Origin of the sequence: Modestobacter sp. VKM Ac-2984, from assembly GCF_026967985.1 — a bacterium.
GTDB lineage: Bacteria > Actinomycetota > Actinomycetes > Mycobacteriales > Geodermatophilaceae > Modestobacter.
Map to the genome: position 1 here is coordinate 109,863 of NZ_JAPVBJ010000012.1, position 12,353 is coordinate 122,215.

10 protein-coding genes are annotated in these 12,353 nt (G+C 74.5%); 6 read left to right on the plus strand and 4 right to left on the minus strand.

Annotated elements, in window-relative coordinates; translation table 11 throughout:
- Window positions 1–64 precede the first annotated feature (64 nt).
- Entirely contained in the window at window positions 65–1,228 is a 1,164-nt protein-coding gene (locus O2W16_RS21115; protein WP_269160810.1) for an RtcB family protein, read from the plus strand.
- Window positions 1,229–1,239: 11 nt separating this feature from the next.
- On the opposite strand, the gene O2W16_RS21120 is transcribed toward O2W16_RS21115, so the two are convergent.
- Complete coding sequence (locus O2W16_RS21120) at window positions 1,240–2,007, minus strand: biosynthetic peptidoglycan transglycosylase (protein WP_269160811.1); 768 nt, start codon at window positions 2,005–2,007, stop codon at window positions 1,240–1,242.
- A 164-nt stretch (window positions 2,008–2,171) separates the two neighbouring features.
- Window positions 2,172–4,082, minus strand: coding sequence for a metallophosphoesterase (locus tag O2W16_RS21125; RefSeq protein WP_269160812.1), 1,911 nt, complete (start codon window positions 4,080–4,082; stop codon window positions 2,172–2,174).
- A 186-nt stretch (window positions 4,083–4,268) separates the two neighbouring features.
- On the opposite strand from O2W16_RS21125, the gene O2W16_RS21130 reads away from it, so the two are divergent.
- On the plus strand, window positions 4,269–5,111 hold the full coding sequence (locus O2W16_RS21130) for a hypothetical protein (protein ID WP_269160813.1): 843 nt from the start codon (window positions 4,269–4,271) through the stop codon (window positions 5,109–5,111).
- Window positions 5,112–5,156: 45 nt separating this feature from the next.
- Here O2W16_RS21130 and O2W16_RS21135 read toward each other — a convergent pair whose 3' ends face one another.
- Window positions 5,157–6,239: a DUF3048 domain-containing protein gene (locus tag O2W16_RS21135; RefSeq protein ID WP_269160814.1), complete on the minus strand. Its 1,083-nt coding sequence runs from the start codon at window positions 6,237–6,239 to the stop codon at window positions 5,157–5,159.
- A 171-nt stretch (window positions 6,240–6,410) separates the two neighbouring features.
- Window positions 6,411–6,818: a hypothetical protein gene (locus O2W16_RS21140; RefSeq protein WP_269160815.1), complete on the minus strand. Its 408-nt coding sequence runs from the start codon at window positions 6,816–6,818 to the stop codon at window positions 6,411–6,413.
- Window positions 6,819–7,219: 401 nt separating this feature from the next.
- Here O2W16_RS21140 and O2W16_RS21145 point away from each other — a divergent pair, with 401 nt between their 5' ends.
- The 4 genes from O2W16_RS21145 (at window position 7,220) to O2W16_RS21160 (ending at window position 12,268) form a co-directional block, all read left to right on the plus strand.
- The gene (locus O2W16_RS21145; RefSeq protein ID WP_269160816.1) at window positions 7,220–8,746 is read left to right on the plus strand and encodes a M20/M25/M40 family metallo-hydrolase; all 1,527 of its coding nucleotides are present in this window, start codon (window positions 7,220–7,222) and stop codon (window positions 8,744–8,746) included.
- A gap of 153 nt (window positions 8,747–8,899) precedes the next feature.
- Window positions 8,900–9,850, plus strand: coding sequence for a threonine/serine dehydratase (locus O2W16_RS21150; RefSeq protein ID WP_269160817.1), 951 nt, complete (start codon window positions 8,900–8,902; stop codon window positions 9,848–9,850).
- A gap of 1 nt (window position 9,851) precedes the next feature.
- A complete protein-coding gene (locus tag O2W16_RS21155) occupies window positions 9,852–11,045 on the plus strand; it encodes an amidohydrolase family protein (RefSeq protein ID WP_269160818.1) in 1,194 nt (397 codons plus the stop codon).
- Window positions 11,042–12,268: a M20 family metallo-hydrolase gene (locus O2W16_RS21160; RefSeq protein ID WP_269160819.1), complete on the plus strand. Its 1,227-nt coding sequence runs from the start codon at window positions 11,042–11,044 to the stop codon at window positions 12,266–12,268. Before O2W16_RS21155 ends, O2W16_RS21160 begins: the two co-directional genes overlap by 4 nt.
- Window positions 12,269–12,353 lie beyond the last annotated feature (85 nt).

A 12,353-nucleotide genomic window follows, 5' to 3' on the forward strand; every position in this document is an offset into this window, starting at 1 on the left:
GGCCCCACCCGGGGCGGAGATCACGACCTCGATCCCTGCCGGGGTCGACGAGACGGAAGGGACCATGGAGACCATCAGCGGACGCCTGCTCAGCTGGGCGTCCATCCTCGAGCCGAGCACCCGTGAACAGGCCGAGCGGACCGCGGCGATGCCGTTCGTCCACCCGTACCTGGCCCTGATGCCGGACGCCCACCTCGGCAAGGGCGCGACCGTGGGCTCGGTCATCCCGACCGACGGCGCCATCATCCCGGCAGCGGTCGGGGTCGACATCGGTTGCGGGATGATGGCCGTGCGCACCCAGTTCGACGCCGCCGACCTGACCGGCCGGGACCTGTCCGTGCTGCACGGGCAGATCTCCCGCTCGGTGCCGCTGTCGGCCGGTCGGTACAACAAGGCGGTGCGGCCCACCGCCGAGCCACGGGTGGCGGAGCTCCGGGCGCTGCCCGGCGTCGCCCAGGCCGACGGCGCCGCCAGCACGTGGCCGCTGCAGCTGGGGTCGCTCGGCTCGGGCAACCACTTCATCGAGGTGTCGCTGGACGAGCAGGACCGGGTCTGGCTGTTCCTGCACTCCGGCTCACGCGGCGTCGGCAACAAGCTCGCCTCGGTGCACATCCGCCGGGCCCAGGAACGGTGCCGCGCACTCGGCATCGAGCTGGCCGACCGCGACCTGGCGTACCTGGAGGAGGGGACGCCGGAGTTCGACGCCTACCTCGAGGCCCTGCGCTGGGCGCAGCGGTTCGCCTTCCTCAACCGTGAGGAGATGATGGACCGGCTCGCCGACCAGCTGGGCCGGTTCCTCGGCGACGACGTCCAGCGGCTGGAGACGGTGAACTGTCACCACAACTACACCGAGCGCGAGCACCACGACGGGCGTGACGTGTGGCTGTCCCGCAAGGGCGCGATCAGCGCCCGGAAGGGGCAGGCCGGGCTGATCCCCGGCTCGATGGGGACGGCGTCCTACGTCGTCTCCGGGCTGGGCAACCCGGCCGCGCTGATGTCGGCCCCGCACGGCGCGGGTCGCAACCACTCGCGAACCGCCGCCCGCCGGCTGTTCAGCCGGGCGGACCTGGAGCAGCGGATGACCGGGATCGCCTGGGGGCACTCCGACGCGTTCCTGGACGAACACCCGGACGCCTACAAGCCGATCGACCAGGTCATGGCCGACGCGGCCGACCTGGTGGAGGTCCGGCACACGCTGCGGCAGGTCGTCAACGTCAAGGGCGACTGAAGAAGGACCCGTCAGCTGCTGACCAGACCCCAGTCGTCGGCGGCGACCTCGTCGGCCTGGTCGCGGCTGAGCGCGCCCTCGTCGACCAGCCGGTCCAGCACGTGGGCCTGCCGCTGGGCGGCGCGGTCGGGGTGCACCAGCGGGTCGTAGGCGGTGGGCGCCTGGAACAGGCCGGCGAGCAGCGTCGCCTGCGCCCAGCTCAGCTGGTCGGGCGGCACCCCGAAGTAGCCCTCGGTGGCCTCGGGCAGCCCGACGAAGCCGTGCCCGTAGTACCCGTTGTCGAGGTACATCCGCAGCAGTTCGTCCTTGCTGTACGTGGCGTCCAGCTCGAGTGCGAGGAGGACTGCCTCGGCCTTCTGCACCGGGCCGTTCTCGCCGTCCAGGTACACGTTCTTGGCCAGTTGCTGCACCAGCGTCGACCCACCCTGGTCGGTGCCGGAGAGCAGCCCCCAGAACGCGCGGACGGCACCGGTCGGGCTCACCCCGGGGTGGCTGGCGAAGCCGGCGTCCTCGGTGGCGAGCAGGGCCTGCACGAAGGCCGGTGCGGGTTCCACCTGCAACGCGGGCGCGCCGTTCTCGGCCAGGTGCGCCGCGACGCGGGCCGCAGCGTCGTCGACCGACGGCGTGCGCGCCCAGCCGACGCCGACCACGGCCACGCCGAGGACCACCAGCACCGCGGCCAGCGCACCGAGGCGGCGCGCCAGCCGCCGGGGCCAGGACCGCCGGGTGGGTGCGGGCTCGCCGCGCACCTGGACACGCTGCAGGGTGCCTGCGGACACCGACCGACCACCTCCTGTCCCGGCCGCACCGGGACCGGTACGGCACCGATCATGATCAGTGGCGTGGCCGGTCGCGGGGAGCCCGGACGGTGCCCGGGACGGCTCAGGGCACCGGAGTCCACCCTTCCGGGGGACCGCCGGGGCGGGCGCGCCTCAGCGGAGGGTCACTCCGGCAGCGGCCAGGGGCGCTCGTCGCTGATCCCGAGCTCGGTGCCGCAGCTGCGGTCGGGCTCGATGTCCTGCGGGCGGAAGTAGACCGTCGAGGAGGTGACGTCGTTGCCGAAGTCCTGTGGGGAGTCCGCCTCGGGCGGAGCGACCAGCACGGGCTGCGTCGACTCGATCGAGAAGCGGATGACCCGGGTGAACTGGCAGTCGGTCCCGACCGACACGATGCTGAACTCGATCGGCGGGCGGCCGCTGCCGCGCACGATGTTGTCCAGACCACCCGCGCCCGTCGTGCCCTCGACGAGGTCGATGGCCCCGTCCTCGTCCTGGATCTCGCTGCTGTCGTTCTGCTGGTGGACGTGCCCGGAGATCGTCTGCCGGATCCGGCCGGGCAGCACCTCGTGCAGCTCCTCGGCGGCGACCGGCTCGTGGACGGTGAAGACGTCGATGGTCTCCAGGTCCTCCGCGGACTCCCCCGCCGCGGCGACGACGCCGTCCGGCACGGCCGCCCCGTCACCGACCAGGGCACCGCCCTCCCCGGCGTCCGCGGCACCTCCGGCGGGGGCACCGTCTGCCTCCCAGAGGACCCCGTCGTCGCCGGCGGCCTCGTCGCCGTCGGCGGCGACGATCTCCTCGTCCGCCGGGATCTCCTCGTCCTCCCGCACCCCGAGGGCCTCCCGGACCGCCTCGCGCTGCAGCGGCTCGACCACGTCGGAGGCGTCAGCGCCGTACCGGCCGGGGCCGCCGTAGACCCGCGGGTCCGACAGGCCGGCGACGGTGAGCCCGTAGGCGTCGACGAGGCCGGCGGTCACCTCGTAGCCGTCCTCGGTGGCGACCTTGTCGCCCAGCACCGTGACCCCCGGGATGGTGCGCATGACCTCCACGGTGGCCGGGGAGTCGTGGTTGCCGGCCACCCAGAGCATCGGGGCCACGGAGGTGAGGGCGGTGATCCCCTCCAGGTAGGCCGGCGTCAGCTCCTGGCGGGTGCCGAACGCGCTCTCGTCGCCGGCGTTGATGATCAGGTCGACGTCGTAGTTCTCCGCGTACCGCGCCACGAGCGGGTAGTTCGCCGACAGGTGCATGTCGGAGATCGTCATGATCTGCAGCGCCGTCTCCGGCGTCTGGGCGTCGTCGATCTGCGCCTGCAGGGCCGCCTGGATGCCGACCACCGAGCCGAGCACGTCCAGCGCCTTGTTCGACTGGCTGTAGTAGGCGTTCAGCTCGCTGGGGAACAGCTGCGCCGCGGCGAGCGTGCCGGTCAGCTGAGAGTCACGGACCCAGTTCGGGTTGTAGCTGAGCACCCCGTACCCGGCGACGGCCACCGTGACGGCGGCGGCACCCGCGGCCTGCAGCGCCCGGTGCCGCAGCTCGTCGGAGCGGCGCGGCCGGCCCCGCAGGTAGCGCACCGACATGTTGATCGCCGCGGCGATCAGCAGGCCGGCGAGGATGCCCAGCACCAGCTCGGCGATCAGCCAGGTGGCGATCCGCGGCAGCTGGGCGGCGAAGTCGGCCTGCATCCGCTCCACGAAGCCGGGCAGGTCCCCACCGGCCAGCCGGGTGAGCTGCAGGACGTCGACGTCGACCGGGCTGATGTGCACGCCGAAGGGCACCCCGCTGACCTCGGGGAACTCCCAGCTGCCCAGCGTGGTGTCGGCGCTGAGCCCCGGCCGGCTGAGCAGCGTGCCCCGCACCTCGAACGGCACGCCCTGCACGGTGGCCTGGTACGGGAACGCACGCAGCGCCGCGGCGGCGCAGGCCAGCGGCAGGACCAGCCGGAGCGCCCAGCGCAGCAGCAGCCCGACGACGCGGGAGGCCACGGATCCGGTGTGCCGGGCGATGCGCTCGGCCTGCTGGCGGCGGGAGAACGGAAGGGGAAGGGGGAGCTGGTCCCCGCCCCGGGTGATCGACATCGGGGCCGATTGTCCCGCGTCCCGGGACACACCGCCGCCCTGCCCTGCCTGCCCGGCGCGTCCTGCCGGCACCCACCGGTCCAGGAAACAGGGCCGGAGGTGACATGCTCCCGGCCCGACGTGGGACGCTGGACCCTGACTGACGACGACGCGCTCGCTGACTCGCCGCCGACGAACGGGGCTCCCTTGGCACTGATCACCTGCCCCACCTGCAATTCCGAGGAGATCTCGGGCAAGCCGCAGCCGGACGGCCGGCTGCTGATCCACTGTGAGGACTGCGGCGCCGAGTGGCTGCGTGGGGAGACCCGCCGCGACCCGGCCCGGCCCGCCGTCCAGTCCGTCGAGTCGCTGCAGGCGGCCTTCCCGACCCCGGCCGACGTCCGTCCCGACGTGCGGGAGCGGGTGATGCTGCTGCAGTCGGAGTTCGCCATGGACCGGCCCGAGCCGGACCCGGACGTCGAGCCCTACCGCGAGCGGTACGCCGCGCTCTTCACCCGCGAGAACCTGCCGTCGGCGACGCCGGAGCAGCTGCTGCACTTCGCCAACTCCACGACCGTGGCCGACCCGGGCAACGTGTCCGGCTTCAACCGGGCGTGGAAGACCGCCGGTCCGGACAAGGCGGCCACCCAGGTGCGCGCGACGATCGAGCACCTGCTGTACGGGCCGGAGAGCCTGCGGCTCGAGGACCGGATGACCCAGCTGATCGACGGCAGCAAGAAGGGCCTGGGCTTCCCGTCGTTCAAGGAGGCGCTGCTGACGAAGGTGCTCTGCGTCGTCCAGCCCGAGCGCTTCCTGCCCGTGGTGCGGTACACCGCCGCCAGCGGTGGCAAGAAGGAGCTGGCCAAGATGGTGTTCGAGCTCGACCTCCCGCCGGTGGAGAAGACGGCCTGGACAAGTGGCCGACTGGCGGTCTGGAGCAACGACCTGCTGCGCTCGCTGGTCGGCAACGACCTCCCCGACCTGCAGCAGGCCGCGCGCTTCCTGCAGTGGGCCAAGGACCGCCCGGTGCTGTCCCGCAGCGACAGCTGACCGCCCCGCCCCGCCCCGGTCTCCCGGGTGCGGGGCGGCCGGCGTTCAGCTGACGGCCACCGCCCCGCCGGAGTTCGGCACCAGCTCCACCCAGGTGTTCCCCGGAGCCAGCCGGACCGCGTTGCCGTCGGCTCCACGCAGCACCACGCGCTCACCGACGCCGCTCTTGACCCAGGTGGCGGCCACGGTCTTCCCGCCGGTGGCGACCAGGGCCTCCCCCTCGGCGACCAGCACGGTCTCCGGGACCGCGTTCCCGGCCGGGTCGCGGGCCGCAGTCGCCCGGACGTCCACCCGGAGCACGACGACGTTGGTGGCGCCCAGCCGGGCCCCGTCGGCCCCGACGGCGGGAGCGCTCCCCTCGGACCGCAGCCACCGGGCGTCGGGCGAGCTCCAGGTCCACTGCGGGTGGCTGACCCCGGAGAGGGTCAGCGCCAGGTTCGTCGCCGGCGTGCCCGCGGTCACCGCGGTGGCCTGGTCGGCCGTGGCGGCCAGGTCGAACTGGGGAGGCGGCGCCGCCTGGTGGCCGGGGTCGGCCTGGGCGAGGAAGAGCAGCGGGTCGGCGTGCACGTTGTGCGGGGCCGGGCGATCGGTCGTGCGGGAGAAGCCGCCGGCGCCGGCGTCGTTGCTGAGCACCTGCAACCCGGCGTCGGCCACCGCGTCGACGTAGCCGGCCAGGCCACCGGAGAAGGCGAACAGACCGTGCAGCGGGGCGGCGATCGCCGCGTCCATCGGACGCACGGACCGGATCGGCCCGATCCCGGCCGGCAGGGTCGAGTGGTAGACCGCGACGTAGCGGGTGATGCCACCCTCGACGACCTGTTCCCACACCAGGTCGGCGGCGCCCAGGCCGGTCTGCGGCCGGGCCGCGACGGAGTTCTCGACCTTCACGGCGAGCGCGGGACGGGGGTCGACCGGTCCGCTCTCCAGCCCGGTCAGGGGCCAGAGCACCGGTGGGGGCGGCGGAGGGGGCGGGGGCGTCGCCGTGGTGCTCTCTGCGACGGCCGTCGTCCCCGTCGAGCCGCCACAGGCGGCCACGCCGGCCAGGGCCACGCCCACCAGCAGTACTGCCGCGCGGGGCCGGCGTCGGGTCGCCCGGCCGGCGTCGGCGGAGGAACGGCGAGGGGCCACGGCGGGTGCTCCAGCGTCGGGAGGGTGGTGCGGCCACCCGGCGGGCGGTCGGGTCACCGTAGGTCGGTGCGGAGCCCGGACCGGGCTCCGCACCGCCGACGCACCAGGCGGTGCGCCCCGTCCGTCCCACGGGCCTCAGCCCGAGCGCGGGACCCGGACGCCGACCCGCTCTCAGTCGCCGGTGTAGGCGGCGACACCGAAGTGCTGCCCGCCGCCCCCGTCCTCCTGGACCAGCACGGTGTAGGCCTGGCCACCGATGACGGCCGCACAGGTGTCGCCGTCGCACTCCACGGTCTCGACGGTGGCGCCCTGGCCGCCGACGACCGCGACGAAGGCGGCCTCGGTGTCGGCGTTCGCGTCGTCGGCCTGCTGGTGGTACCAGGACAGGCCACCGATCGCGAGGGCCGCGACGATGACCGCGACCAGCACGGTGATCAGCGAGGTGGTGTGCCGGCTGACGAAGCCCGGCTCCTGCTCCTGCTCGACGGCGCCGTCGTCCGTGGGCACGACCGGCGTGGCGCCGGGCTGGGTCGGGACCTCCCGCGTGGGGGCGGCCGGGGTGGTGCTGTCGGTGCTCATCTGGTGCGTGCCTCGTCTGTTCCGGGGTGGGACGCCGTGGAGCCGTCCGTGGTGGGCCGGCAGCGGCGCCGGCCAGGTCAGCGCCGAACAGTGCCACACCGTCTGGCCGATGCGGGCCCCTCCCAGGGAGCTGGGACCGGGTTCACAGCGGCCGGGCAGCCAGGCGACGCCCCCACGCCCTGCGGTGTGTCGCCACGCCGTGTGTTCGTCCGTCCCAGATCTGGCGATCTGTCCGGACCCGCCGTCGTCACCAGCAGGTTCGCCGTCGGCGCCGCACCGACATCCGGACCGGGACCGACTCGGGACCACCGACAGCCTCTCGACGCGGACGCGCGACCGTGCCTAGGTTGCCGTCACCGGCCGCCGCACGGGACGTGCGGCCGCTTCCCGGAAGGACGTCCATGTCGCGCCGCACCCGCAGATCCGCCCTCACCCTGGGCACCGCCGCCGCCACCTTCGCCGGCTCGGTGCTGCTGGCTGCACCGGCCAGCGCCGGGGGCAACCCGCATCCCAACGGCTTCGCCCAGCGGGTCTCCACCGAGGAGGTCGCCGCGCACCTCGCCGCCTTCCAGGAGATCGCCGACACCCACGGCGGCAACCGGGCCAGTGGCACGCCCGGGTACGACGCCTCGGCCGACTACGTGCAGCAGCTGCTGGAGGAGGCCGGCTACCAGGTGGAGCGGCAGTACTTCGACTTCGTGGCCTCGTCCACGACGGCCCAGGCGCTCACCCTGGCCGGTGCCCCGGTCGACGTCATCGCCATGGAGTACTCGCCGTCGGGCACGGTCACCGGGGCGCTCTCGGCGCTGGCCGCCGACGACGCGACGCCGGGCTGCGAGGCCGCCGACTACCCGGGGACGGTGGCCGGCACCGTCGTCCTCGTCTCCCGCGGCTCCTGCTCCTTCACGACCAAGCAGCAGCTGGCCTCGGCGGCCGGTGCGATCGGGGTCCTCGTCTACAACAACGTCCCCGACGAACCGCTGAACGGCACTCTGGGCGAGCCCGTCCCCGGCGCCCCGGCCGGCGGGCTCACCCAGGCGGCCGGGCAGGCGCTGCTCGGCCAGGTGGGGACGCCGGTCACCCTCGACATCCAGGTCGAGGTCACCGAGACCGCCACCTCCAACCTCATCGCCCAGACCCCCTACGGCGACACCGAGAACGTGATCATGCTCGGCGCCCACCTGGACTCGGTCCCCGACGGCCCCGGCATCAACGACAACGCCACCGGCTCGGCCGGCATCCTGCAGACCGCGCTCGAGCTCGCCGAGCTCAAGCCGACCCAGAACGCGGTGCGCTTCGCCTGGTGGGGTGCGGAGGAGTCCGGGCTGATCGGCTCCTGGGAGTACGTCGAGTCACTGACCGAGGCCGAGCGCGGGCAGATCGCCGGGTACCTCAACTTCGACATGATCGGGTCCCCGAACCACATCATCGGGGTGTACGACGCCGACGAGTCGACCTACACCGCACCGGTCGCGGTGCCGGAGGGGTCGGCCTCGCTGGAGCAGGTCTTCACCGGGTACTTCGACCGCACTGAGCAGCCATGGGTCGACACCGAGTTCTCCGGCCGGTCGGACTACCAGGGCTTCATCGAGTACGGCATCCCGGCCACCGGGCTGTTCACCGGCGCCGACGACATCAAGACCCCCGAGGAGGTCGCGCTCTTCGGCGGCACCGCCGGGATCCCGCACGACCCGAACTACCACTCCCCCGCCGACGACCTCAGCAACGTCGACCTGACCGCACTGGGCATCAACAGCCAGGCGATCGCCTTCGCCACGCTCTCGCTGGCCCAGGACCCGACCCCGCTGGACCGGACCGACGACCACCCGGGCAAGGCCAAGGCCAAGGGCAAGGAGAAGGGCAAGAGCAAGGGGCACGACCGCGGGCAGGGCGCCAGCGGCAACCGGAGCACCGACGTGGCGGCCTGACCTCCCGCCGCACCACCTGCGGGGCCGGACACCAGCTGGTGTCCGGCCCCGCTGCCGTCCCCGCCCGGTCGTGTCCCGCCCGGTCGTGGCAGCCGGTCGCGGGGGATAGCGTGCGGGAGCCGCCGCTCCCGGACGGCCGGAGGAGGATGCTGCGTGACGATCACCCGGTCAGACGTCCGGCAGGCAGCCGCCCGGATCGCGCCCTTCGTCCGGCGGACACCGGTCGTCGTCCTGGCCGGCTCCGGGCTGGGGCTGCCGCACGACGTCGTCGTCAAGCTCGAGCAGCTCCAGCACTCCGGGTCGTTCAAGGCGCGCGGGGCTTTCAACACGCTGCTGTCCGCCGACGTCCCGGCCACCGGGGTGATCGCCGCCTCCGGCGGCAACCACGGCGCCGCCGTTGCGTACGCCGCCCAGCGGCTCGGGCACCGGGCGACGATCTTCGTCCCCGCCGCCGCACCGGAGGCGAAGCTGACGCGGATCCGGCGGTACGGCGCCGACGTGGTGGCGGTCGGCAGCGACTACGCCGAGGCGTACCGGGCCAGCGTCGAGGAGGAGTCGCGTACCGGGGCGCTGCGGGTGCACGCCTACGACCAGCCCGAGGTGGTCGCCGGGCAGGGCACGGTCGCCGCCGAGCTCAGCGAGCAGGCACCCGACCTGGACACGGTGCTCATCGCCGTCGGCGGCGGCGGGCTGATCGCCGGCTGCGCCAGCTGGTACACCGACAGCCTGCGCGTGGTCGGGGTCGAGCCGGAACGGGCGCCGACGCTGCACACCGCGCGGGCGGCCGGGCACCCGGTGGACGTCGAGGTGGGCGGGCTGGCCGCCGACGCCCTGGGCGCCCGCCGGCTGGGCGCCATCGCGGCCGAGGTCGCCGACCGGTACGTCGACGAGGCCGTGCTGGTGCCCGACGAGGCGATCCGGGAGGCCCAGCGGCTGCTCTGGGAGGAGCTGCGGGTCCTGGCCGAACCCGGCGGGGCGACGGCGCTGGCCGCCCTGCTGTCCGGCGCGCACGTCGCCGGCACCGGGGACCGGGTGGGCGTCGTGGTGTGCGGGGCGAACCTGGACCCGGCGTCCTGGTCGGTGCTGCCCGAGACGGGGGTCTGACGTGCCGGTGCTGCTGCGCGGCCTCGTCCTGCCCGTCCTCGCCGATCCGGTCCCGCGCGGCGCGGTGGTCGTCGAGGACGGCGTCATCACCTACGTCGGCCCGGCCTCCCGGGCCCCACACCTGACCGGGGAGGTGACCGAGGTCGACGCCGGCGACGGCGCGGTGGTCCCGGGGATGGTCGATGCCCACGTGCACCTGGTCGCCGACGGCGCCGCCGACTTCGCCGGTTCGGTGGTGCGGTCGAGCACCGATCAGCTGGCGGCGCGGGCCGCGGCCAACGCCCGGCGCACCCTGGCCGCCGGCATCGTCGCGGTGCGCGACCTGGGCGCCCCCGACGGCATCGCGATCTCCCTCGGACAGCAGGTCGCCGAGGGTCGGCTCCCCGGCCCGGAGGTCACCGCAGCCGGCCGGGCGCTGACCGCCCCGGGCGGCCACATCCCCTACCTCGGCGTCGAGGTCCAGGGGCCCGCGGAGCTGGCCGCCGCCGCCCGGGCGGAGCTGACCGCCGGCGCCGGTGGCATCAAGCTGGTCGCCACCGGGGGGGTGCTCACCCCGGGACCCGCCCTCGGCAACGCCCCCTTCGCCGAGGGCGAGCTGGCCGCGGCCGCCGCCGTCGCCCGGGCCCAGGGCCGGTGGGTCGCTGCGCACGCCATCGGCCACGAGGGCACCCAGCGCGCGCTGCGCGCCGGGGCGACCAGCGTCGAGCACGGCTACCTCCTCGACGACGAGACGGTCGCGCTGATGGCCACGACCGGAGCGGTGCTGGTGACCACCCAGGTCGCGGTGGCCCGGATGCTGCGCAACCGGCACCTGGTCGACCCGGCCGTGGTGGCCCGGGCCGAGGAGGTCCAGGCCGCGGCGATCGAGTCGCTGCGGCGCGCGGCCCGGGCCGGCATCCCGATCGCCGGGGCCACCGATGCCGGCACCCCGTTCAACCCGCACGGCGGGGTCGCCGAGGAGGCGGCGCTGCTGGTGGCCGACATCGGGCTGACGACGGCGCAGGCGCTGCGGGCGGTCACCGCCACCGCGGCCTCCTGCCTGCTCCGGCCCGACCTAGGGCACCTGTCGGTCGGCGCCCCCGGACACGTCGTGGTCACCGGCGCCGACCCGCTGGACGACGTGGCCGCCCTGACCGACGTCCGCGCCGTCGTCCTCGGCGGCCGGCTGGTCGACATCCCGGAGAGGACGACATGACCGCAGTGCACGTCGACGAGCAGTTGCTGGACACCTACGTCACCGAGCTGGGCGCCCTCGGCGAGACCCCCGACGGCATGTACCGGTTCATGTACGACGAGGCGTGGCAGCGGGCCCGGGACGCCCTGCTGCGGTGGATCGACGAGGCCGGCCTGGAGGGCCGGGTCGACGCGGTGGGCAACGTCTTCGGGCGGTTGCCGGGCTCCGGCGACGGCGTCGTCCTCACCGGTTCGCACGTCGACACGGTGCCCTCCGGCGGCAAGTACGACGGTGCGCTCGGCGTCGTCGGTGGGCTGGCGGCGCTGGCCGCGCTGCGCGCCCAGCACGGCGCCCCGCGCACGACCTGCGAGGTCGTCGCGCTGTGCGAGGAGGAGAGCAGCCGCTTCCCGGCCAACTTCTTCGGCACCCGCGGGATGCTCGGCCTGATCGCCCCGGACGAGCCCGACCGGCTCCGCGACCGGGACGGCGTGCTGCTCGCCGACGCCATGCGGCAGGCCGGCCTGGACCCGGCGGCGGTGGCGGACGCGGAACGACACGACCTCCGCGCCTTCCTGGAGCTGCACATCGAGCAGGGCCGGGTGCTGGCCGACGAAGGCGTCGACGTGGGGCTGGTGGAGGTCATCCCGGGCATCGCCTGGGAGACGGTCACCGTCCACGGCCGGCAGGACCACGCCGGCGCGACGCCGATGGACCTGCGCCGCGACGCCCTGCAGGCGGCGGCCCAGATGGCGCGGGAGATCACCACCGCGGTCGAGCAGGAGGGCCGGCCGGCCGTGGTCACCACCGGGCGCTGGACGGTCGAACCCGGGCAGCCGAGCATCGTGCCGGGGCTGGCCCGGTTCTCCGTCGACCTCCGGCACCCCGACCTCGGGGTCCGGGACCGGCTGCTGGACACGGTGCACCGGATCTGCACGGCCGTCGCCGAGCGGCACGGGGTCGAGGTGGACGTCGTCCGGGACAAGGACGAGGAGCCGGCGACGATGGACGCCGACCTGTTGGAGGTGCTCCGCGGCTCGGCCGAGGAGTGCGGGGCCAGCTGGCGGCGGATGCCGAGCGGCGCCGGTCACGACAGCCAGCTGCTGGCCTCCCGGGTGCCGACCGCGATGGTCTTCGTGCCCAGCGTCGAGGGCCGCTCGCACACCCCGGCGGAGTACACCTCACCCGCCGACTGCGCCCGCGGCGCCTCCGTCCTGGCCACCGCCCTCCACCGACTCGCTTACTGAGGCTCCCGGCCGGCCGCCTGTCGATGTCACCAGCGGCCCTCCTGCAGGGGCCCGCCGCGAGCCTGCGAGTGGTGGGGGGCAGGAG

Excerpts from the sequence above, each read along its gene's own strand:
- O2W16_RS21115 (WP_269160810.1), top strand. The coding sequence starts at position 65 with ATGGAGACCATCAGCGGACGCCTGCTCAGCTGGGCGTCCATCCTCGAG.
- O2W16_RS21125 (WP_269160812.1), bottom strand. The coding sequence starts at position 4,082 with ATGTCGATCACCCGGGGCGGGGACCAGCTCCCCCTTCCCCTTCCGTTC.
- O2W16_RS21140 (WP_269160815.1), bottom strand. The coding sequence starts at position 6,818 with ATGAGCACCGACAGCACCACCCCGGCCGCCCCCACGCGGGAGGTCCCG.
- O2W16_RS21145 (WP_269160816.1), top strand. The coding sequence starts at position 7,220 with ATGTCGCGCCGCACCCGCAGATCCGCCCTCACCCTGGGCACCGCCGCC.
- O2W16_RS21160 (WP_269160819.1), top strand. The coding sequence starts at position 11,042 with ATGACCGCAGTGCACGTCGACGAGCAGTTGCTGGACACCTACGTCACC.